This is a genomic window from Geodermatophilus africanus (assembly GCF_900107105.1).
Taxonomy (GTDB): Bacteria; Actinomycetota; Actinomycetes; order Mycobacteriales; family Geodermatophilaceae; genus Geodermatophilus; species Geodermatophilus africanus.
The window spans coordinates 1-20,415 of record NZ_FNOT01000007.1; the positions used below are offsets into that span (position 1 = coordinate 1).

Annotated in this window: 19 protein-coding genes and 3 pseudogenes; 13 read left to right on the top strand and 9 right to left on the bottom strand. The window is 75.5% G+C overall.

The window, feature by feature from the left end; all coding sequences use genetic code 11:
• Positions 1–146 (top strand): annotated as a pseudogene (locus tag BLW63_RS27985) (endonuclease); the annotation flags it as partial.
• Between the two features lie 109 nt (positions 147–255).
• Here BLW63_RS27985 and BLW63_RS13920 read toward each other — a convergent pair.
• On the bottom strand, positions 256–633 hold the full coding sequence (locus BLW63_RS13920; protein WP_091157950.1) for a YchJ family protein: 378 nt from the start codon (positions 631–633) through the stop codon (positions 256–258).
• 104 nt (positions 634–737) lie between these two features.
• Between BLW63_RS13920 and BLW63_RS13925 the strand changes: the two genes are divergently transcribed.
• Complete coding sequence (locus BLW63_RS13925) at positions 738–1,262, top strand: beta/alpha barrel domain-containing protein (protein ID WP_139263540.1); 525 nt, start codon at positions 738–740, stop codon at positions 1,260–1,262.
• A 14-nt stretch (positions 1,263–1,276) separates the two neighbouring features.
• Positions 1,277–1,990, top strand: coding sequence for a mycofactocin biosynthesis peptidyl-dipeptidase MftE (gene mftE / locus BLW63_RS13930; protein ID WP_244522570.1), 714 nt, complete (start codon positions 1,277–1,279; stop codon positions 1,988–1,990).
• Between the two features lie 24 nt (positions 1,991–2,014).
• Here mftE and BLW63_RS27355 read toward each other — a convergent pair.
• Positions 2,015–2,344 (bottom strand): annotated as a pseudogene (locus tag BLW63_RS27355) (DUF427 domain-containing protein); the annotation flags it as partial.
• Positions 2,345–2,420: 76 nt separating this feature from the next.
• A pseudogene (locus tag BLW63_RS28940) lies at positions 2,421–2,783 on the bottom strand (DUF427 domain-containing protein); the annotation flags it as partial.
• On the opposite strand from BLW63_RS28940, the gene BLW63_RS13940 reads away from it, so the two are divergent.
• The 4 genes from BLW63_RS13940 (at position 2,782) to BLW63_RS13955 (ending at position 7,566) form a co-directional block, all read left to right on the top strand.
• Positions 2,782–3,324, top strand: coding sequence for a cysteine hydrolase family protein (locus BLW63_RS13940; protein ID WP_091157275.1), 543 nt, complete (start codon positions 2,782–2,784; stop codon positions 3,322–3,324). The pseudogene BLW63_RS28940 and the gene BLW63_RS13940 overlap by 2 nt on opposite strands.
• On the top strand, positions 3,321–4,880 hold the full coding sequence (mftF, locus tag BLW63_RS13945) for a mycofactocin biosynthesis glycosyltransferase MftF (RefSeq protein WP_091157278.1): 1,560 nt from the start codon (positions 3,321–3,323) through the stop codon (positions 4,878–4,880). The genes BLW63_RS13940 and mftF overlap by 4 nt, the downstream gene beginning before the upstream one ends.
• A gap of 10 nt (positions 4,881–4,890) precedes the next feature.
• The gene (locus BLW63_RS13950) at positions 4,891–6,216 is read left to right on the top strand and encodes a GAF domain-containing protein (RefSeq protein ID WP_091157282.1); all 1,326 of its coding nucleotides are present in this window, start codon (positions 4,891–4,893) and stop codon (positions 6,214–6,216) included.
• A gap of 117 nt (positions 6,217–6,333) precedes the next feature.
• Positions 6,334–7,566: an MFS transporter gene (locus tag BLW63_RS13955; RefSeq protein ID WP_091157286.1), complete on the top strand. Its 1,233-nt coding sequence runs from the start codon at positions 6,334–6,336 to the stop codon at positions 7,564–7,566.
• Between the two features lie 56 nt (positions 7,567–7,622).
• Here the strand turns inward: BLW63_RS13955 and BLW63_RS13960 are convergent, their stop codons facing one another.
• A complete protein-coding gene (locus tag BLW63_RS13960) occupies positions 7,623–8,621 on the bottom strand; it encodes an ABC transporter substrate-binding protein (protein ID WP_091157289.1) in 999 nt (332 codons plus the stop codon).
• 309 nt (positions 8,622–8,930) lie between these two features.
• Here BLW63_RS13960 and BLW63_RS13965 point away from each other — a divergent pair, with 309 nt between their 5' ends.
• From BLW63_RS13965 to BLW63_RS13980, 4 genes are all read left to right on the top strand, one after another.
• A complete protein-coding gene (locus tag BLW63_RS13965) occupies positions 8,931–9,467 on the top strand; it encodes a (2Fe-2S)-binding protein (RefSeq protein ID WP_091157292.1) in 537 nt (178 codons plus the stop codon).
• Positions 9,468–9,540: 73 nt separating this feature from the next.
• Positions 9,541–12,036 carry a xanthine dehydrogenase family protein molybdopterin-binding subunit gene (locus BLW63_RS13970; protein ID WP_091157297.1) on the top strand — a complete coding sequence of 832 codons (2,496 nt, stop codon included), beginning with the start codon at positions 9,541–9,543 and terminating at the stop codon, positions 12,034–12,036.
• A 58-nt stretch (positions 12,037–12,094) separates the two neighbouring features.
• A complete protein-coding gene (locus tag BLW63_RS13975; protein ID WP_091157301.1) occupies positions 12,095–12,952 on the top strand; it encodes an FAD binding domain-containing protein in 858 nt (285 codons plus the stop codon).
• Between the two features lie 130 nt (positions 12,953–13,082).
• Positions 13,083–14,006 carry an SRPBCC family protein gene (locus BLW63_RS13980; protein WP_091157303.1) on the top strand — a complete coding sequence of 308 codons (924 nt, stop codon included), beginning with the start codon at positions 13,083–13,085 and terminating at the stop codon, positions 14,004–14,006.
• Here BLW63_RS13980 and BLW63_RS13985 read toward each other — a convergent pair.
• From BLW63_RS13985 to BLW63_RS13995, 3 genes are read right to left on the bottom strand one after another with little or no spacing between them, the layout of a single operon-like run.
• The gene (locus tag BLW63_RS13985; RefSeq protein WP_091157306.1) at positions 13,975–14,652 is read right to left on the bottom strand and encodes an alpha/beta hydrolase family protein; all 678 of its coding nucleotides are present in this window, start codon (positions 14,650–14,652) and stop codon (positions 13,975–13,977) included. The two genes, BLW63_RS13980 and BLW63_RS13985, sit on opposite strands and share 32 nt — an antisense overlap.
• On the bottom strand, positions 14,649–15,344 hold the full coding sequence (locus tag BLW63_RS13990) for an HAD-IA family hydrolase (protein WP_244522571.1): 696 nt from the start codon (positions 15,342–15,344) through the stop codon (positions 14,649–14,651). The genes BLW63_RS13985 and BLW63_RS13990 overlap by 4 nt, the downstream gene beginning before the upstream one ends.
• Positions 15,341–16,015 carry a DedA family protein gene (locus BLW63_RS13995; protein WP_091157308.1) on the bottom strand — a complete coding sequence of 225 codons (675 nt, stop codon included), beginning with the start codon at positions 16,013–16,015 and terminating at the stop codon, positions 15,341–15,343. Before BLW63_RS13995 ends, BLW63_RS13990 begins: the two co-directional genes overlap by 4 nt.
• A 63-nt stretch (positions 16,016–16,078) precedes the next feature.
• Here BLW63_RS13995 and BLW63_RS14000 point away from each other — a divergent pair, with 63 nt between their 5' ends.
• Positions 16,079–17,377 (top strand): amidohydrolase family protein, encoded by a 1,299-nt coding sequence (locus BLW63_RS14000; RefSeq protein ID WP_091157310.1) that lies wholly within the window; start codon positions 16,079–16,081, stop codon positions 17,375–17,377.
• 196 nt (positions 17,378–17,573) lie between these two features.
• Here the strand turns inward: BLW63_RS14000 and BLW63_RS14005 are convergent, their stop codons facing one another.
• Positions 17,574–18,383 carry an MBL fold metallo-hydrolase gene (locus BLW63_RS14005; protein ID WP_091157313.1) on the bottom strand — a complete coding sequence of 270 codons (810 nt, stop codon included), beginning with the start codon at positions 18,381–18,383 and terminating at the stop codon, positions 17,574–17,576.
• 55 nt (positions 18,384–18,438) lie between these two features.
• Positions 18,439–18,765: a hypothetical protein gene (locus BLW63_RS14010; protein WP_091157316.1), complete on the bottom strand. Its 327-nt coding sequence runs from the start codon at positions 18,763–18,765 to the stop codon at positions 18,439–18,441.
• Positions 18,766–18,837: 72 nt separating this feature from the next.
• Between BLW63_RS14010 and BLW63_RS14015 the strand changes: the two genes are divergently transcribed.
• Positions 18,838–20,352 (top strand): TldD/PmbA family protein, encoded by a 1,515-nt coding sequence (locus tag BLW63_RS14015; protein ID WP_091157321.1) that lies wholly within the window; start codon positions 18,838–18,840, stop codon positions 20,350–20,352.
• Positions 20,353–20,415: the final 63 nt, after the last annotated feature.

The following is a 20,415-nucleotide window of genomic DNA, read 5'->3' on the forward strand; positions in this document are numbered from 1 at the left end:
TGTGCGAGCGGCACCACACCAAGGTCCACCACGGCTTCCGGGTCGAACGACAACCCGATGGCCGATGGCGCACCTGGCGACCCGACGGCACCGAGATCCGCACCGGACCCGGCCGCACCGGACCACCCCTCACCACAGCCGCCTGACCCGACCGCCACACCAACGACCCCGCCAGCACCCCTGCCGGCAGCCGATCGACGCCCCCTCCGGGCGCCGGGTGGCTGCCGGCTGTCCGTGCGCGAGGGCCGGTGGCGGTCAGCTCCCGTCGAGGTACCGCCAGGCGCCGTCCTGGCGGACGAAGCGACTGACCTCGTGCTGACTGCCGGTCTCACCCTCGTGCCGGTACCAGGCCCGGAACTCGACCGTGCCCTCCGCCGCGAGCAACCCGCCGTCGGTGGTGGCGAGCACGTCGAGGCCGGTCCAGCGCACGGCCGGGTCGAGCTCCAGCGACGGCGGGCGGGTCGAGGGGTGCCAGGTCGCCAGCAGGTACGCCGGGTCCCCCACGGCGAAGGCGCTGTACCGCGAGCGCATCAACTGCTCGGCGGTCCCCGCCGTCGCGGTGCCGTCGTGCAGTCGGCCGCAGCACTCGGCGTAGGACAGGCCGGTCCCACAGGGGCAGCGTCGAGGGACCATGCCCGGAGTCTCCACCGGCCCGTGATCAGCACTCGACACGGTCCTCGGTGATCCCCACGTAGAGGCAGTCGAGGGCGGCGGCGAACTCGCTGCGCTGCGACCTCGTGAGCGCCCCGGGCTCGAACCGGACGACGATCCAGCCGGACAGCGACCGGGTGGTCGACGTCCGCGACGTGCTCACCGGCGCGGCCCACCCGGCCGGCGACGTCCTGGTGGTCGACGACCTCGGCACCGCCGCGGCTCCCTCGGCCGCCGAGCTGCTCGCCACGCGCGGCTGCACGGTCGAGGTGGTGACCGCGGCGCTGGTCGTCGGCCAGGACCTCGGCCTCACCCTCGACCGCCCGGGCTGGGAGCGGCGGGCCGCGGACCTGCGCATCCGGCGGACGACGGAACGGCTCGTCACCGCCGTCGAAGGCCGCACCGTGCGGCTGCTGCACCACCCGACCGGTGCGGTCGAGGAGCGCGACGTCGACTGGCTGGTCGTCGCGGCACCCCCGCGGGCCGACGACGAGCTGTGGACCGCGCTGCGCGACAGCGGCCTGGAGGTGCACCGCGTCGGCGACTGCCTCGCCCCGCGCAGGGCCGGCGCGGCCACCCTGGACGGCGACCGAGTCGGCCTGGCGGTCTGACTACCGTGGTCCCGGTGACCGACGCCGTCCCGAGAACGAGGCTCGCGGGCGCCACCTGGCCCGAGCTGCCCCAGCGTCCGCTGCTGCTGGTCCCCCTCGGCGCGGTCGAGCAGCACGGCCACCACCTGCCGCTGGCCACCGACACCACCGTGGCCTGCGCGGTCGCCGAGGCGGCCGTCGACGACCTGGCCGGCGCGCTGCTCGCCCCCGCCCTGGCCTACGGCGCCAGCGGCGAGCACGAGGACTTCCCCGGCACCGTCTCGATCGGCACCGAGGCGCTGACCGGGCTGCTCGTCGAGTACGGCCGGTCGGCGTGCCGCTGGGCCGGGCGGCTGGTGCTGGTCAACGGCCACGGCGGCAACCTCGACGCGCTGCGCACGGCCGGCGCGCAGCTGCGGGTCGAGGGGCGCGAGGTCGCCTGGTTCCCCTGCGGCGTCGCGGGCGCCGACGCGCACGCCGGGCGGACCGAGACGTCACTGATGTTGCACGTGGAACCAGCGGGGGTCCGCGGGGAGCGGGCGGTGGCGGGGGAGACCGCCCCGATCGACGAGCTGCTGCCCCGGCTGCGCGCCGAGGGGGTCCGCGCGGTCAGCCCGACGGGGGTCCTCGGCGACCCGGCGGGCGCCTCGTCGGGGGAGGGGGCGGAACTGCTCGCCGGGATGGCCGGGCGGTTGGCCGCCGCCGTCCGCGCGTGGGACGTCGACCCCGCCGGCCGGCTGCGCGGCTGAGGGGCCCGCACGGCCCGCCGGCGCTCAGTCGGAGAAGGGCGTCCGAGGCCGTGGCCGGCGCCGGCCGTCCACGACGACGGCCACCTTCTCGTCGTAGAAGGCCACCAGCCCGGCGATCGGCGACATCTCGCGGGTCGGGAAGTCGTAGGACCAAGCGACGTCGGGGTGGACGGCGGAACCGGTCCCCGCCGACCAATAGGCGCTCGTCCGCCCCTTGTACGGGCACTCGGTCCGGGTCGGGCTGGGCACCAGGTGGGTGAAGTCCACCGCCGTCCGCGGCAGGTAGGACCGCGGGGGGAGGCCGGTCTCGAAGACCAGCGCCGGTGACGACGACTCGGCCAGCACGACCCCGTCGAGCTCTACGCGGGTGGACGAAGACCTCCTCGTCCTCCTCGAACCACGCGTCCAGCGCCGACCACTCGAACCGCACGGTGTCCCGGAGGGCCTCCAGGGCGTCCGCGCCGTAGACCAGGGCCGCGCCCGGACGGCTCACCTCCCCCACCTGGAGCCCGTGCCGCCGCGCCGTCCCGTGGTCGGAGTCCTCGGCAGCTCGCTCGTCGACGAGCAGGGAGACGTCGACGTCGTCCCGTGGCACGTAGTACTGCGCGTAGTGGGGCCACTCCCACACGTACCCGGCGCTGTGGGCGTCCGGCACGGTCCGGCCGCCGAGGAAGGCGCGCACCCGGCGGGGGGCGGGCTCGACGTGGCCGACGGGCACGAGGGACGGCGGGTACTCGGGCACGGGTCCTCCCGGCGGCGGAGCGCTCGGAGCGGCATCTAGTGTCGCGAGCATGCCTCCGCCCCCCGGCTGGCTGGTCGTCGTCGACTACCAGGAGGTCTTCCGCGACCCGACCTCACCGTGGACGACGCCGCGCTTCGACGAGATCCGGCCGCGCGTCCGCTCGCTGGTCGAGGCCTTCGGCGACCGCGTCGTGTTCACCCGCTTCGTCGTCCCCGACGAGCCGACCGGCGCGTGGGCCGACTACTACGCGAAGTACGACTACTTCACGCAGGCGCACGCCATCCCGCTGTTCCAGCTCTCCGAGGACCCCCGGGCCCGCCCCGTCGTCGACGCGCCGGCCTTCGGCAAGTGGGTCCCCACCGTCGCCGAGCTGGTCGGCGACGGCCCGATCACCGTCGTGGGGGTCGCCACCGACTGCTGCGTCCTGTCCACCGTGCTGCCGGCGGCGGATGCCGGCGTGCTGGTCCGCGTGGTCTCCGACGCCTGCGCCGGCGCGGACGACGAGGCGCACGACGACACCATGCGGATCCTCGGCTGCTACGCCCCGCTGGTCGAGGTCACCACCACCTCCGAGGTCCTGGCCGACGCATGAGCACGGGGCTCCGCGCGGGGAGGCGGGTGCTCGTCGCCGTCCCCCCGCGCGACCGGCTCCCCGACGGCACCGCTGTCCGCCTCGACCCCCGGGTCCGCCGCCGCGACGGGGGGACGACGCTGTTGGGCGGCTCGCCGCTGCGGCTGCTGCGCCTGCAGCCCCGCGCCCGCGACCTGCTGTGCGCCGACCGGCTCGTCGTCCGGGACGCCGCCACCGCCGCGCTGGCCGCCCGGCTGCTCGACGCCGGCCTCGCCCACCCCGAGCCGGACGGCGTCCCCGCGGGGGAGCTCACCGTCGTCGTCCCCGTCAAGGACCGCCCGGCCGAGCTGGCGCGGCTGCTCGCCGCGCTGCGCGCCGACCCCGACACTGCCGCCGTCCCGGTGCTCGTGGTCGACGACGGCTCCGCCGACCCCGCCGCGGTGGCCACGACCGCCGGCCGGCACGGCGCCGAGGTGCTGCGGCACGCCACCGCCCGCGGCCCGGCCGCTGCCCGCAACGCCGGCCTGCGAGCGGTGACCACGCCGCTCGTGGCGTTCCTCGACTCCGACTGCGTGCCGCTGCCCGGCTGGTCCGGGCCGCTGGCCCGGCTGACCGCCGATCCGCGGCTGGCGCTGGTCGCTCCCCGGATCACCGCGCTCCCGGCGCCCGGCGGCGGCTGGGTGGCGCAGTACGAGGCCACGGTCAGCGCACTCGACATGGGCCCCGCCCCGGCGCCGGTCGCCCCGGGGACGGCGGTGTCCTACCTGCCCAGCGCCGCGATGGTGGCCCGCCGGGCCGCGCTCGGCGAAGGCTTCGACGAGTCGATGCGGGTCGCCGAGGACGTCGACCTGGTGTGGCGGCTGGTCGCGGCCGGCTGGCGGGTGCGCTACGAGCCGTCCGCCGCCGTCGCCCACGAGCACCCGGCGGCGACGGGGGAGTGGTGGCGCCGGCGCGCCTTCTACGGCACCGGCGCCGCGTTGCTGGCCGCTCGGCACGGGGCCGCCGTCGCCCCCGTGGTGCTCTCGCCGTGGTCGGCGGCGGCCTGGGCGCTGGCGCTCACCGGACGCCGGGCGGGCGTGCTCGGCTCTGCCGCGGTGCTGGCCGTCGCGACCGCCCGCCTCGCGCCCCGGCTGGCCCGGCCCGGGCAGCGGGCCCCGGTGGGCCTGGCCGCGGTGCTCGTCGTCCGGGGCAGCGCCGCGGCGGGGAAGACCCTGGCGCGCAGCGTCACCCGGCACCACTGGCCGCTGGCCCTGGTCGCGGCCGCGGTCTCCCGCCGGGCCCGCCGCCTCGTCACCGCGGCGGCCGTCGCCGATGCCGCCCTCGCCTGGTGGCCGCACCGCCGCCGGGTCGGCCCGCTGCGCTTCGCCGCCGGGCGGCGCCTCGAGGATCTCGCCTACGGCGCCGGGCTGTGGACCGGGGCGCTGCGGGCGCGCGACCCGCGGGCGCTGCTCCCTGCCCGGCCTGCACCGATGCCGCCTCCTCCGAAACGGTTGCGCACCACCGGCTCCCTGGTGGAATCGCGTGAGAGCGGTCACGATGGGCGGACGATGGACCCGAGCCCGCGGACAGCGCCGTGAAGACACAGCCGTGACGGCGGGGAACCCGTGGGTCGCGCTGCCCGAGGGCCGACCCGACCCCGCGCACACCCGGCGGCTGCGCGCCGCCCACGAGGCGCTCGTGACCCGTGCCGTCCCCGTCGTGCCGGACCTGGTGCGCGCTGTCGTCTGGGACTCCTGGCGGCGCAGCCTCGCCGGCGGCGTCGACCCCGACGGCGCCGCCCCGCCGGTCGACCTGCTCGACGACGAGCTGCTGGCCTACCGCGCCGCCCACCCGCTGGCGCCGGTGCTGCCGGTGATCCGCCGGTTGCTGGTCGAGGACGCCGAGGCCGACCGGATGATCGTCGCGGTGACCGACGCCGACGGCCGGATGCTCTGGGTGGAGGGCGACCGGCAGCTGCGGACGCGCGCCGAGGCGATGCACTTCGTCGAGGGCGCCCGGTGGTCCGAGGACGTCGCCGGCACCAACGCCCCGGGCACCGCGCTGGCCCTCGACCACGCCGTCCAGATCTACGGCAGTGAGCACTACCGCCGCCCGGTGCAGCCGTGGAGCTGCTCGGCCGCGCCGGTGCACCACCCGGTCACCGGGGTGCTCCTCGGCGCCATCGACGTCACCGGCGGCGACCACGTGGCCAGCCCCCAGGTCCTCACCCTGGTCCGGGCCACGGTCGCCGCCGTCGAGGCCGAGCTGCGCTGGCTGCACCGCGAGGACGCCGCCCGGCCGCCGGCCGCCGCGCCCCGCCCGGCCGCCCGGCCGGCCCCGCGGCTGGAGGTGCTCGGCCGCGAGCGGGCCCGGCTGCAGCTCCCCTCCGGTCCCGCGGAGCTCTCGCTGCGCCACTCCGAGCTGCTCCTGCTGCTCGCGGAGGCGGCTGCCGGTGGCGGCGGGCGCACGGCCGAGCAGCTGGCCGCCGAGTGCCACGCCGGTGACGCCGCGGCGGTGACCGTCCGGGCCGAGCTGTCGCGGCTGCGCCGGCTGGTCGGCGCCCAGCTGCTCGGCTCGCGCCCCTACCGGCTGACCGGCCCGCTGGAGACCGACCTCGACCAGGTGCGCCGGCTGCTCGCCCGCGGCGCCGTCGGGCCCGCCCTGGAGCGGTACCCCGGCGCGGTGCTGCCCCGCTCGTCCGCGCCCGGCGTGCGCGCCGCCCGCGACCGGCTGTCGGCCGCGCTGCGGCAGGCCGTGCTCGCCGCCCGCCGTCCCGAGCTGCTGCTGCGCTACACCCGGCTGCCGGAGGCGCAGGACGACGTCGCGGTGTGGCAGGCCTGCCTGGAGGCCCTGCCGCCCGGCGCCCCGAGCCGGCCGGCCGTCGCCGCGCACCTGCACCGGCTGCGCCGGGTCCCGCGCGCGCCGCTGCGCTGAGGACCCTCCTGCCCCCCACCCCCCGCCGTCGCTCGGGGCGGGACCCTGCAGGAGGGCCGCTCCGGGTCCCCGCCGCGCCGGGAATGCAGTCGGGGTGGGTGGCCTTGCCTCTCCCACGTGACCGCACCGCCTGACGTCCGCCAGCTCAGCACCCGGCGGGGCGTCGTCGCCGCGGTCGTCGCCCTCGCCCTGGGCGGCTTCGCCATCGGCACGACCGAGTTCGTGACGATGGGCGTGCTGCCCGAGATCGCCGACGGCGTGGCCGTGGACATCCCGACCGCCGGCCACGTCATCTCCGCCTACGCGCTCGGCGTCGTGGTGGGCGCCCCGGTCATCGCCGCGCTCGGCGCCCGGCTGCCGCGGCGCGGGCTGCTGGTCGCCCTCGTGCTCGCGTTCCTGCTGGGCAACCTCGGCAGCGCGCTGGCCGTCGGGCACTCCTCGCTGCTGCTCGCCCGCTTCGTCACCGGCCTCCCGCACGGCGCCTACTTCGGGGTGGCCTCGCTCGTGGCCGCCTCGCTGGTGCGCGCCGAGCTGCGCGGCCGCGCGGTCAGCTCCGTGATGCTCGGCCTGGCGGTGGCGAACGTGGCCGGGGTCCCGGCGGCGACCTGGCTGGGCCAGACGCTGGGCTGGCGGGCGGCCTACTGGGCGGTCGTCGTCCTCGCCGGCGCGACCGTGCTCGCGGTGCTGGCGGTCGTGCCGTCCTCGCCCGCGCCGGCCGAGGTCACCGTCGCCACCGAGCTCACCGCGCTGCGCCGTCCGCAGGTGCTGTTGACCCTGCTGGTGGCCACCGTCGGCTTCGGCGGCATGTTCGCCGTCTACAGCTACATCTCCCCGCTCACGACCGAGGAGGCCGGGCTGCCGCGCGGTGCGGTCCCGTGGGTGCTGCTCGTCTTCGGCGTCGGGGGAGTCCTGGGGACGGCGCTCGGCGGCCGGCTCGCCGACCTCGCGCTGTTCCGCTCGCTGCTCGGGGCCATGGGGGCGATGGGCCTGCTGCTGGCCCTGGTGGCGCTGCTGGCCGGCTGGGTGCTCGGGCTGCTGGTCACCCTGTTCCTGCTGTCGGCGACCGCCTCGGTGCTGGTGGTGACCCTGCAGCTGCGGCTCATGGAGGTCGCCGGCGAGGCGCAGATGCTGGGCGCCGCGCTCAACCACTCGGCGCTCAACGCGGCCAACGCGCTGGGCGCCTGGCTCGGTGGCGTCGTCATCGCGGCCGGCCTGGGCTGGACCGCCCCGGCCGCCGTCGGCGCGGCGCTGGCGGCGGTCGGGCTGGTCGCGCTCACCGCCTCGGCGGTGCTGCGCCGCCGCGAGCTGCGGACCGGGCCGGTGCGGACGGCGCCCGCCCCCGCCAGATAAAGGACCTCCCTGCCCCCCGCCACTCGCGAGCTCGCGGCGGGACCCTGCAGGGAGGCCTAGCGGAGCGTCTCGGCGAACAGCGGGACGGCGTTGTCCAGCGCGTACTGGGTGCCCAGCGCCGAGCCGCTGGAGAAGGCGCTGACCAGCGTCTGGTCCTCGAGCACCAGGGCGTTGCCCTGCTGCACCGCGGGGAGGGCCTGCCACAGCGGGTTGCCGGTGATCTGCGCGGCGTCGACGAAGATCGGGAAGACGACGGTCAGCGGCGCGTCGAGCAGCGGCACCTGCTCCTCGCTGATCGAGACGAAGAAGTTCTCCCCGGCGAGGTCCTGGATCGCCGGCTCGTTGGTGAAGCCCAGCGCCTCCATGAAGTCGACGCGGGAGTCGCCGCGCACGTAGGCCCCGAAGCCCTCGGAGGTGTACGCGCCCACGGCCACCTCGGTGCCGGCGAACGCCGGGTTGGCCGCCGCGGCCTCGGCGAACTGCCGCTCGACCTCGGCCTGCAGCTCGTCGGCCTGCTCCTCGCGGCCCAGCGCCCGGCCGACCAGGTCCAGCTGCTGCTGCCAGGTCGTCTGGTAGGGGCCGACGCCCTCCGGTGCACCTACGGTCGGCGCGATCGCGCTGAGCTGGCCGTAGCGCGCCTGGGTGCCGTCCGAGCGGGTGTCGAGGATCAGGTCGGGCTGCAGCGCGGCCACCGCCTCGAGGCTCGGCTCGAGCGTCTCGATGATTTTCGGGGCCTCGTCGTAGCGCCCCTCGGCCCACGGACCGACGCCCTCGCCCCCGAAGCCCAGCCAGTCGCTGACCCCCACCGGCTGCACGCTCAGCGCCAGCGCGGTCTCGGCGTCGGACCAGCCCAGGGCGACCACCCGCTGCGGCTCCTCGGCGATCTCGACCGGACCGAGGGCGGTCCCGACGGTGACGGGGAAGGCGCCGCCGGAGGCTGGGGAGTCGCCGGCGGCGGCCTCCCCCGATGACTCGCCGTCGGCGGAACCGCAGCCGGCGACGAGGACGGTGGCGGCGAGCAGGGCGGCGCCGCGCAGGATCGGGCGAACGGGCATGGGTCTCCCCTCCGAGTAGGTGAGGCTCACCTGACTACGTCGTCCTGGAGCGGCTCGACCCGGGTCCGCGCCGTGGCCGGCTGCAACGGCGCTGCAACGTTGCCTGACTACCGCGGCCGCGGTCGCGCAAGGGGCAGAAGTCCCGCTCACGCGGGTGATCACGGGTCCCTCGGCCTGCCGGCGCGGAGTCCGGAGTGCGCACCGCCCTCAGGTAAGCGTGGCCTAAGTCACGTGTTGCTCGACACACTCGCCAGTAGGTGGGGCCGTGCCCGACACCACACGCGACCCCTGCAGAGGAGCGGAGGAACGGTGACCCAGATCAACGTGCGGGTGGACGGGGTGACGTACACCGACGACGTCGAACCCCGGACGCTGCTGGTGCACTACCTGAGGGAGCAGCTGGGGAAGGTCGGCACCGTCATCGGGTGCGACACCAGCAACTGCGGCGCCTGCACCGTCCACCTGGACGGCTCGGCCGTGAAGTCCTGCACCGTGCTGGCCGTCCAGGCCGACGGCGGCGAAGTGACCACCATCGAGGGACTGGCTCCCCAGGGCAGCCTGCACCCGGTGCAGAAGGCCTTCCACGAGATGCACGGCCTGCAGTGCGGCTACTGCACGCCGGGGATGATCATGGCCTCGGTCGACCTGCTCAAGGAGAACCCGGACCCGAGCGACACCGAGGTCCGCGAGGGCATCGAGGGCAACCTCTGTCGATGCACCGGCTACCAGAACATCGTCCGCGCGGTTCAGCAGGCCGCCGGTGAGATGCGCGGCGCCACCAACGGGCACGTCTCCGCGGCCGACGTCGACATCGCGGCCGCTCCGCACGTGGTCGGTCAGTCGTGAGCGAGCTCGCGAGCTCAGCAGTGGACACAGCACCGTCGGGCAGCGCGCCGACGAGCGCCAGCGAGGAGGCACGATGACCGCCGTCGAGGACCGGCCGACCACCGAGGCGCCGGAGCGCGAGGTCGGCAAGGCCCGCCGCCGCAAGGAGGACGCCCGGCTGATCACCGGCCGGACCACCTGGACCGACAACATGGTGCTGCCGGGGATGCTGCACCTGGCCGTCGTCCGCAGCCCGGTGGCGCACGCGAAGATCAGCTCGATCGACACCAGCGTCGCGCAGGAGGCGCCGGGCGTCGTCGCCGTCCTCACCGGGCGCGACGTGGCCGACGAGCAGGGCTCGATCCCCTGCGCCTGGCCGGTCACCCCCGACATGGTCAACCCCGGCCACCCGTCGATCGCCGTGGACGAGGTCAACCACGTCGGCGAGGCCGTCGCGGTGATCGTCGCGCGCAGCAAGGCCGCCGCGCAGGACGCCGTCGAGCTGGTGGACGTCGACTACGATCTGCTGCCCGCCGTGTTGGACATGGAGGAGGCGACCGGGCAGGACCCGGACCTGTGCCACGACCACCTCGAGTCCAACCGCAGCTTCCACTTCGTCTTCGACGGCGGGGAGGCCGGCACGGGTGCCGACACCGACCAGGTCTTCGCCGACGCCGAGGTCGTGGTCAGCCGCCGGTTCGTGCAGCAGCGGCTGATCCCGGCGTTCATGGAGCCCCGCTCGGTCGTCGTCCAGCCGCAGGGCGACAACTACACGATGTGGTCCTCGACCCAGGTGCCGCACATCCTGCGGATCATGCTGGCGATGGTCACCGGGGTGCCCGAGCACAAGCTCCGGGTCGTCGCTCCCGACGTCGGTGGCGGCTTCGGCGGCAAGCTGCAGGTGACCCCGGAGGAGGTCATCAGCCTGCTGGTGGCCCGCCGGCTCGGGAAGCCGGTCAAGTGGACCGAGACCCGCAGCGAGTCGCTGATGACGGCCCACCACGGCCGCGACCAGATCCAGTACATCGACATCGCGTCCGACCGCGAGGGCAACGTCAAGGGCCTGCGCTGCCGGATCCTCGCCGACATGGGCGCCTACCTGCGGCTGGTCAGCCCTGGCGTCCCGGTGCTCGGCGCCTTCATGTTCAACGGCATCTACAAGTTCGACGCCTACCGGTTCGAGTGCGACGGCGTCTTCACCAACAAGACGCCCACCGACGCCTACCGCGGCGCGGGCCGCCCCGAGGCCACGTTCGCCATCGAGCGGATCATGGACGAGCTCGCCGTCGAGCTGGGCATGGACCCGCTGGAGCTGCGCCGCAAGAACTGGATCAAGGCCGAGGAGTTCCCGTTCACCACGGTGGCCGGGATGACCTACGACAGCGGCGACTACGAGACCGCCACGCAGCAGGCGCTCGAGCTGCTCGGCTACGACGAGCTGCGCGCGGAGCAGCAGCGCCGGCGGGAGTCGAACGACCCGGTGCAGCTGGGCATCGGCTTCTCGACCTTCACCGAGATGTGCGGCCTGGCGCCCTCCCGCGTGCTGGGCTCGCTGTCCTACGGCGCCGGCGGCTGGGAGCACGCCGCCATCCGGATGCTGCCGACCGGCAAGGTCGAGGTCGTCACCGGCTCCACCCCGCACGGGCAGGGTCACGAGACGGCGTGGAGCCAGCTGGTCGCCGACCGGCTCGGCGTGCCGTTCGAGGACGTCGAGGTGCTGCACGGCGACACCTCGGTCGCCCCCCGCGGCCTGGACACCTACGGCTCCCGGTCCCTGGTGGTCGGCGGGGCGGCGGTGGTCAACGCGGCCGAGAAGGTGGTGGCGAAGGCCCGCAGGGTCGCCGCGCACCTGCTCGAGGCCAGCGAGGACGACCTCGACTACACCGGCGGGAAGTTCTCCGTCCGCGGCACGCCCGGCTCGGAGGTCTCCATCCAGGAGATCGCCCTGGCCACGTTCGCGGCGCACAACTTCCCCGAGGGGGTGGAGCCCTCGATCGACGCCGACGCGACGTTCGACCCGGAGAACTTCTCCTTCCCCCACGGCACGCACGTGTGCGCCATGGAGGTCGACACCGAGACCGGCATGGTGAAGATCCGCAAGTACGCCTGCGTGGACGACGTCGGGACCATCGTCAACCCGCTCATCGTCGAGGGTCAGGTGCACGGCGGGCTGGCGCAGGGCATCGCGCAGGCGCTGTTCGAGGAGGCCGTCTACGACGCCGACGGCAACCTCACCACCGGCACCTTCGTCGACTACCTGGTCCCGTCGGCGGCCGACCTGCCGCACTTCGACACCGGCAACACGGTGCACGAGGCGCCGGGCAACCCGATCGGCGCGAAGGGCGTGGGGGAGGCCGGCTGCATCGCCAGCACCCCGGCGGTCGTCAACGCCGCGCTGGACGCCGTCCGTCACCTCGGGGTGCGCGACATCCGGATGCCGCTGACGCCCGAGCGGGTCTGGCGGGCGCTGCACGACGGCGGTGACGGCGGCGACCGTGCCACCGCCGGCACCAACGCCTATGGCGGGGCGCAGACCGAGACCACCGCCGGCGTCTCCACCCCGCAGTCCGCTCTCGGAGGTGACCGGTGATCCCGCCGGGGCGACAGGGGAGACGAGCCATGACCGGTGACGACGAAGGAGTCGAGCCATGATCCCCGCTGCGTTCGAGTACGCCCGTCCCACCACCGTCGACGAGGCCCTCCAGGCCATCGCCGCAGGTGGGGACGACGTGAAGGTCCTCGCCGGTGGCCAGTCGCTGATCCCGGTCATGCGGCTGCGGCTGGCCGCACCGGAGACGGTGGTCGACCTGGGCCGCGTCGCCGAGCTGCGGGGCGTCCGGGACGACGGCGACGCCATCGTCATCGGGGCCATGACGACGCACCACGACGTCATGACCGACCCGCTGGTGCAGCAGTACGCGCCGCTCATCGCCGAGGCGACCGAGACGGTGGCCGACCGGCAGGTCCGCGCCCGCGGCACCTTCGGCGGAGCGCTGGTGCACGCCGACCCGGCCGGCGACCTGCCGGCGGTGGCCCTCGCCCTGGACGCGGAGTTCGTCATCGCCGGCCTCGAGGGGCGGCGCACGGTGTCCGCGGGGGAGTTCTTCGTCGACTACCTGACCACCGCGGTGGAGGAGGGGGAGCTCCTCGTCGAGATCCGCGTCCCCAAGCTGGCCGGTGAGTGGGGGATGCGCTACGAGAAGTTCAACCGCGTGGCCCAGGCGTGGTCGATCGTGGCGGTGGCCGCGGTCGTCCGGCGGGAGAACGGGCACATCGCCGAGGCGCGCATCGGGCTGACCAACATGGGCAGCACGCCGCTGCGGGCGACCGCGGTGGAGGCCGCGCTGGCCGGTGCACAGGCCAGCCCCGAGACGATCGCCGCGGCGGCGCGGTCGGCCGCCGAGGGGACCTCCCCGAGCAGCGACCTCAACGCCCAGGCCGACTACCGGGAACACCTGGCGCAGGTGCTCACTCGTCGCGCGGTGACCGCGGCGGCGGGACTGTAGCTTGAAGAACCCCGTCCTCCCCACCCCTCGCAGGCTCGAGGCGGTGCCCTGGACGGGGCCGCGCCCGGATCGGCCGGCCTACCCCGCGGGGGGCGGGCCGGCCGGATTCCGCATCCTCGGAGGTAGCACCGTGAAGTTGGAGAACTCGTTCACCGTCCCCGTGCCGATCGACGAAGCCTGGCGGGTGCTGCTGGACATCGAGCGGATCGCGCCGTGCATGCCCGGCGCCGCCCTCGACTCGGTCACCGGTGACGACTTCACCGGCCGGGTCAAGGTCAAGCTCGGCCCGATCAACCTCACCTACCAGGGAAAGGCTTCCTTCGTCGAGAAGGACGCTGACGCGCACCGGGCGGTCATCGACGGCCGCGGCAAGGACCAGCGCGGCAACGGCACCGCGGCCGCGCTCATCACCGCGCAGCTGAAGGCCGAGGGCGACACCACGCGGGTCGACGTCCTGACCGACCTGAACATCACCGGTCGGCCGGCGCAGTTCGGCCGCGGCGTCATGACCGACGTCGGCAACAAGCTGCTCGGCCAGTTCGCCGACAAGCTCGCCGCCCAATTGGCCTCCGGCGACGCGGGGGCGACGGTCGCGGCCGCTCCCGCACCGGCGAAGAAGGCGACGCCGGCGAAGAAGGCCGCGGCCACCGCGGCCGGCGTGGCCGAGGAGGTCGCCGCCTCCGCCGAGCAGGTGCCGGGGGACAGCGCCGCGGCGGCGAAGACCCGCACGACCGCGGCCGCGGCGAAGAAGACCGCCGCTGCCACGGCCGACCGGGCGGCTGCGCCGGCCGCCGACGACACCATGCCGGCCACGGCCGTCGCCGCCCCGGGGGCGACGGACACCGTGCCGGCCGCCGCCGTTCCCGTCCCGGCAGCGACGACTCCGGCGACCCCGGCGGCTCGGGCGTCGGGTCCCGAGCACGCCGAGCCCGAGCCGATCGACCTGCTCGAGGTCGCCGGCGGCGCCGCGCTGACCCGCTACGCCGCGCCGCTGGCCGGTGCCGCGGTGCTGCTGCTGGTCGTCACGCTGGTCGTGCGGCGCCGGCGCCGCTGACGCCCGCGGGGTCGCCGGGGGAGACCTCGGCGACCCCGGCCAGCCAGTCGACGGCGGCCAGCGCGACCACGTCCGGGGACCGGGTGAGCGCGTGGTCCCCGGGGACGGCGTAGAGCGAGGCCCCGGGCCGTCCGGTCAGCACCGCGGCGAGCTCCTCGGGGCGGCCGAGCGCGTCCCGCTCGCCCTGCACGACGCCCAGCGGCACCTCGACGGCGGTCAGCTCGCCGGCGCGGCTGCGCTCCGGCCGGCCCGGCGGGTGCAGCGGGAAGGCCAGGCACAGCACGCCGTCCGCCCCGAGCGCGGCCGCCGTCCGGCAGGCCACCCGGGCGCCGGCGCTGCGGCCGCCCAGCACCAGCCGCCCGGTGAGCCGGCCGTCGTCCCGCAGCGCGGCGAGCACCGCCGTCCAGCCCTCGTCCAGCCGGGGCGGCGCCGGCGCGATCCGCCTCCCCGCCACCCGCCAGGGCTGCTCGACGCCCAGCACCCGCCAGCCAGCCGCGGCGGCGTCGGCGGTGACCGCGGTCAGGTCGGCCGACCCGATGCCGCCGCCCGCGCCGTGGCCGAGCACCAGCGTGCCGACTGTGGCGCCCGCGGGCTCGGTGACGGTGACCCGCGCCGGGCCGAGCGGGGTGTCGACGTCCCGGGTCACGCCGGGGGCAGCGCGAGCAGCGCGTCCACCGCGCCGGCGAGGTCACCCGCCACCAGAGCGGCGGGGTCGTAGACGGCCGGGTAGGTGCGCTCGCTGCGCGGGAACCAGGCCGCGGTCAGACCGGCCCGCAGCGCCCCGTGGACGTCCCAGCCGTGCGATGCGACCAGTGCCAGCCGCGCCGGCTCGACGTCGCAGACCCCGGCCGCCCAGAGGTAGACCTCGCGGGCCGGCTTCCACGCCCGGATCACCTCGCTGGACAGCGAGCGCTCCACCAGCGGGCTCACCCCGCCGCGCTCCAGCCCGGCCTCGGCGACGCCGGGGGAGCCGTGGGTCAGCGTCACCACCCGGACGCCGGCCTGGACCAGCCGGCGCAGCGCGGGCTCGACGTCGGGGTGCGGGGCGAGCTCGAGGAAGGTGTCGGCCACCCGCGACCGGTCGGCGTCCCCCAGGTCGGTGCCCTGGGCGAGCGCGGCGTCGAACGCCTCGCGGAAGCGGCACCAGGTGCCCGCCGTCGCGGCGGCGAAGCCGGTGAGCAGGGTGCGGGAGAAGACGGCGGGCAGCAGGTCGGCCGGCTGCCCGAGCTCGACCAGCGCGGCGCGCACCGGGGCCAGGTCGAGCAGCGTCTCGTTGACGTCGAAGGCGACGACGGTGGGGCGGGTGGCCGGCACGGCGTCGGGGCGCAGCGCGCTCACGCCGACCGGCTCTCGTCGCTGCCGGCGCGGCGGGCCTGCCGGTGCCGGCGGACGTCCCGGTAGCGCTTGTAGATCAGGTAGCCGATGCCCAGGGCGAACGCGGCGACGACGGCGTAGTCCAGGTACTTGAGGTTGGCCTGCACGAAGTCGCCGGCCGCGACGCCCAGGCCGATGAGCACGCTGTTCCAGACCAGGCTGCCCGCGGCGGAGTAGGCGACGAACTGGGCGAAGGGCATGCGCACGACCCCGGCGGGGACGGAGATGAAGCTGCGCACGATCGGCACCATCCGGCCGAAGAACACCGCCGAGCGCCCGTGCCGCTCGAACCAGGCGAAGGTCTTGTCGACGTCCTCGGTCTCCACCAGCGGCAGCCGGTCGAGGAAGGCGTGGGAGCGGCGCGGGCCCAGCGCCCGGCCGACGTGGTAGAAGAAGACCGCGCCCAGGATCGACCCGAGGGTGGCGAACAGGACCACCGGGACGATCTCGAGCCGGCCGTCGTTGATGAGCACCCCGGCCAGGCCCAGCACCGCCTCGCTGGGGATGGGCGGGATGACCGTCTCCAGCAGGATGGCGAAGCCGACGCCCACGGCGCCGAGTCGCTCCACCATGTCGAGCAGGAAGCCGGTGATGCCGCCCTGGTCGGAGGAGGCCGCGGCGGCGAGGGAGGACATGCACCCACGGTAACGGCGTGCTCCGGGCGGCACCTGCCAGTCGCGGGGGTAGGTTCGCCACCCATGCGGCAGCGCTTCACCGCCCGGGCCGTCGTCGTCGGGGACCGCGCCGGCACGGTCGTGCCCGACGCTGCGGTCGACGTCGAGGACAGCAGGCTCACCTGGGTCGGCCCGGCCGCCGACGCGCCGGACGCCGGGGACGCCGAGGTCGTCGCCGTCCCCGGGGTGCTGCTGCCGGGGCTGGTGAACGCCCACTCGCACGCGCCGATGGTGCTGTTCCGCGGCCAGGCCGAGGGGCTGCCGCTGGCCCGCTGGCTGCGCGAGGTGATCTGGCCGCGCGAGGCACGGCTGACCCCCGACGACGTCGAGGTGGCGATGACCGCGGCCTCGGTGGAGATGCTCCGCGGCGGGGTCACCACCAGCGTCGAGATGTACTTCTCGCCCGAGCGGATCGCCGCCGCGGTCGGCCGCACCGGCGCCCGCGCGGTGGTCGCCACCCCGCTGCTGCCGCTGCCCGGGATGCCCCTGCTGGCCGAGCAGCTGGCCGACGCGGTGGCGCTGGCGGCCGCGGCGCCCGGCGACGGCGCCGTCGAGTACGGCATCGGCCCGCACGCGGCCTACACGCTGCCGCTCCCGGTGCTGCGCGACGCCGCGGCCGCCGCCCGGGAGCACGGTCTGCTGCTGCACTTGCACGTCGCCGAGACCGCCGGCGAGGGCGCGGACCTGCTGGCCACCCACGGGCTGTCGGTCCCCGCGCTGCTGGCCGCGCACGACGTCCTGGGCGGGCGGGTGCTGGCCGCGCACAGCGTGCACGTGGACGACGGCGACCTGGAGCTGTGGCGGGAGTACGACGTCGCGGTGGCGCACTGCCCGGCCAGCAACGCGAAGCTGGCCAGCGGGATCGCGCCGGTGCGCGCGATGCTCGACCGCGGCGTCCGGGTCGGGCTGGGCACCGACGGGCCGGCGTCCAACGACGGGCTGGACCTGCTGGCCGACGTCCGGCTGGCCGCGTCCCTGGCCCGGCTCCGCGAGGGCTCGGCCACCGCGCTGACCGCCGCCGAGGCGTTCTGGCTGGCGACCGGGGCCGCCGCCGATGCGATCGGGCGGCCGGACCTCGGCCAGCTCGCCGTGGGCCGCCGGGCGGACCTGGTGCACGTCGACGTGCGCGACCTGCTGTTCGAGCCGGTGCTCAGCCCACCGGACGTGCTGACCCACCTGGTCTGGTCGGGCACCTCGCGGCTGGTGCGCGACGTCTGGGTCGGTGGGCGGCCGGTGGTGCGCGACGGCGTCTGCACGACGGTGGACGCCGAGGAGCTGCGCGCCGACGTCGCCGAACGGGCAGCCCGTCTCGCCAGCGGCTGAGGAGCTCAGGCCAGGTCGGGGACGGCTCCTGGCCGCGGTGGACCGGTCGTGGAGGCCCCGGCCCCCTCCCGGGTCCCGCCCCGAGCGTGCGAGGGGTGGGGAGGAGGGGGTCCTTACATCGATCGGACACGGGCAGCGGCTCAACGCAGGTCGGGGACGGCACCTGGCCGCGGTGCGATCCGGAGGATCGCGATGATCACGCGCGCAGTGAGATCGTCTCGCCGCGGGTCACGGCGCGGATCTCACCGGGGGCGCGGCGGGCGGCCACCTCGCGGACGAAGTCGCCCAGCGGCGAGGCGAACCGGTCGTAGTCGTCGTAGTGCACGGGCACGGTGACCGGCGGCTTGAGCAGCTCGACCAGGTCGGCGCCCTGCCGGCCGTCCATGGTCACCGTGAAGCCGAGCGCCCTCGTGCCGCCGAGGTGCGGGATGACGACGTCGAGCGGCCCGCAGCGCTGCAGCACCTCGCCGAGCTCGGGGCGGAAGACGGTGTCGCCGCTGATGTAGCCCCGCCAGGTGACCTCGCGGCCGCGCAGCAGCTCGAGCACGCTGCCCATGACCGGCGGCAGCAGCTTGGCGACCGGCTGGGGGCCGTGGACGCCGGGGACCGAGGTGATCCGGAGCGTGGCGTCGTCCCGCACGAGTTCGTGCTGCTGCCAGGGGGTGAGGTCGACGGTCTCCCGGAAGCCGCGCCGGGCGAGCGCGCGGGCGGCGGCCTGGGTGGTGACGACCGGGGTGCCGCGGTCGAGGGTGCGGGTGGCGATCCGGTCCCAGTGGTCGGCGTGCAGGTGCGACAGCAGGATCGAGTCGAGCGTGGGCAGCTGGGTGGGCTGCAGTGCGGGGTCGGTCAGCCGCTTGGTCCACAGCCCCTTGCCGAGGTAGGCGCGCTGTCCGCGGCGCAGGAAGTTCGGGTCGGTGAGCAGCGTGAAGGGCCCGAGCCGCAGGAGCGTGGTGGCGTTCCCGCCGAAGGTGAGCGTGACGTCGTCGGCGGGGGAGGGCGCAGCCATGAGCCGCGTCTACCCCGGCGGTTCCCCGGCCACGCCGCCCCGGGCCGGTGACCGGTCAGCCCTCGGGGCGCTCCCAGCCGTGGTCGCCGCACGCGCGGAGGACGTTGGCGCCGGCCTCGACGACCGCGGCGTAGTCGAGGTCGCTCTCTCTCGTGTCGCGGAACCGCCCGAACGGGTCGGTCAGCGGGGTCGTGCCGGACTCCTCGAGCAGGCCCTCGACCCGGGCGGTGACCTCCTCGCGCCGGTCGGCGGGGCTGCCCGACGCCGACCAGGCGGCCAGGACGTCGCACGCCTCGGCCGACGACCGGTCCAGGCCAGCGCCGGCGCAGGCGGTGAGGGCGAGGGCCGCCGCCGGGACGGCCCAGATCCGGCATCGGGGCACCCCCGCGAGGCTAGTGGCGGCGCCGACCGGTGGGACGGCGGACCCCTCGGGCCCGGCTGGTAGACAGGGGCGGTGGCTGCCTCCCGAGACGTGGACGCGTCCTTCCTCGCCCTCCCGCTCTCCGCGCTGACCGACGCCGCGCTCACCCGGGCCCTCGACCTCGGCTGCGAGCACGCCGACCTGCGGGTGGAGCGGATCCGCACCCAGTCGATCAGCCTGCGCGACGCCCGGCTGGAGTCGCTGGCCGACGGCGAGGACCTCGGCCTGGCCGTGCGCGTGGTCCACGAGGGCACCTGGGGGTTCGCCGCGGGCGTCGTCCTCACCGCGGCCGAGGCCGTGCGGCTTGCCGAGGAGGCGGTCGCCGTCGCGCAGGTGTCCGCGGCGGTGAACAGCGACCGCATCGAGCTCGCCCCCGAGCCGGTGTACCCGGACGCGGTGTGGGTGTCCGACCACGACGTCGACCCGTTCGCGGTGCCCGACGCGGAGAAGACCGGGCTGCTCACGGAGCTGTCCGAGCAGCTGCTGGCCGCGGACGGTGTCGAGCACGTGCAGGCGGTCTGCCAGGCGGTGAAGGAGCAGAAGTACTACGCCGACACCGCCGGCACCCGCACCCGTCAGCAGCGGGTGCGCATCCACCCCGACCTCACCGCGCTCACCGTCGACCGCACGACCGGCGCGTTCGAGAGCATGCGCACCATCGCGCCGCCGGCGGGCCGCGGCTGGGAGTACTTGATCGGTACCGGCTGGGACTGGCGCACCGAGATCGCCGAGATCCCCGAGCTGCTGCGGGAGAAGACCAAGGCGCCGTCGGTGCAGGCCGGCCGCTACGACCTCGTCGTCGACCCGTCGAACCTGTGGCTGACCATCCACGAGTCGATCGGCCACGCCACCGAACTGGACCGGGCCCTGGGCTACGAGGCCGCCTACGCCGGCACCTCGTTCGCCACCGTCGACAAACTGGGCACGCTCCGCTACGGCTCCGAGGTCATGAACGTCACCGGCGACCGCACCGCCCCGTACGGGCTGTCCACGATCGGCTGGGACGACGAGGGCGTCGCCGGTCAGCAGTGGGACATCGTCCGGGACGGCGTGCTGGTCGGGTACCAGGTCGACCGGAACACCGCGCGGCTGGGCGGCATGGCCCGCTCCAACGGCTGCGCCTTCGCCGACTCGCCGCAGCACACGCCGGTGCAGCGGATGGCCAACGTCTCGCTGCAGCCGGCGCCCGACGGCCCCTCCACGGAGGAGGTCATCGCCGGTGTGGAGCGCGGCGTCTACGTCGTCGGCGACAAGAGCTGGTCGATCGACATGCAGCGCTACAACTTCCAGTTCACCGGCCAGCGGTTCTACCGGATCGAGGGCGGCAGGCTGGCCGGTCAGCTGCGCGACGTGGCCTACCAGGCGACGACGACGGACTTCTGGGGCTCGATGCGCGTCGTCGGCGGCCCGCAGACGTACCTGCTCGGCGGCGCGTTCAACTGCGGCAAGGCCCAGCCCGGACAGGTCGCCCCGGTCAGCCACGGCTGCCCGGTGGCCCTGTTCGAGGGCGTGAACATCCTCAACACCGTCCAGGAGGCCGGGCGATGAGTGAGCCTGCGAGCTCATCCGTGGACACAGCAGCTCCGCGAACGCGGCTGACGAGCGCCAGCG

What these genes read in the sequence shown, in the direction of transcription:
- BLW63_RS13970 (WP_091157297.1), top strand. Translation starts at nt 9,541, where the DNA reads ATGACCGCCGTCGAGGACCGGCCGACCACCGAGGCGCCGGAGCGCGAG.
- BLW63_RS13920 (WP_091157950.1), bottom strand. Translation starts at nt 633, where the DNA reads ATGGTCCCTCGACGCTGCCCCTGTGGGACCGGCCTGTCCTACGCCGAG.
- BLW63_RS13940 (WP_091157275.1), top strand. Translation starts at nt 2,782, where the DNA reads ATGCCTCCGCCCCCCGGCTGGCTGGTCGTCGTCGACTACCAGGAGGTC.
- BLW63_RS13960 (WP_091157289.1), bottom strand. Translation starts at nt 8,621, where the DNA reads ATGCCCGTTCGCCCGATCCTGCGCGGCGCCGCCCTGCTCGCCGCCACC.
- BLW63_RS14000 (WP_091157310.1), top strand. Translation starts at nt 16,079, where the DNA reads ATGCGGCAGCGCTTCACCGCCCGGGCCGTCGTCGTCGGGGACCGCGCC.
- BLW63_RS13995 (WP_091157308.1), bottom strand. Translation starts at nt 16,015, where the DNA reads ATGTCCTCCCTCGCCGCCGCGGCCTCCTCCGACCAGGGCGGCATCACC.
- mftF (WP_091157278.1), top strand. Translation starts at nt 3,321, where the DNA reads ATGAGCACGGGGCTCCGCGCGGGGAGGCGGGTGCTCGTCGCCGTCCCC.
- BLW63_RS13975 (WP_091157301.1), top strand. Translation starts at nt 12,095, where the DNA reads ATGATCCCCGCTGCGTTCGAGTACGCCCGTCCCACCACCGTCGACGAG.
- BLW63_RS14005 (WP_091157313.1), bottom strand. Translation starts at nt 18,383, where the DNA reads ATGGCTGCGCCCTCCCCCGCCGACGACGTCACGCTCACCTTCGGCGGG.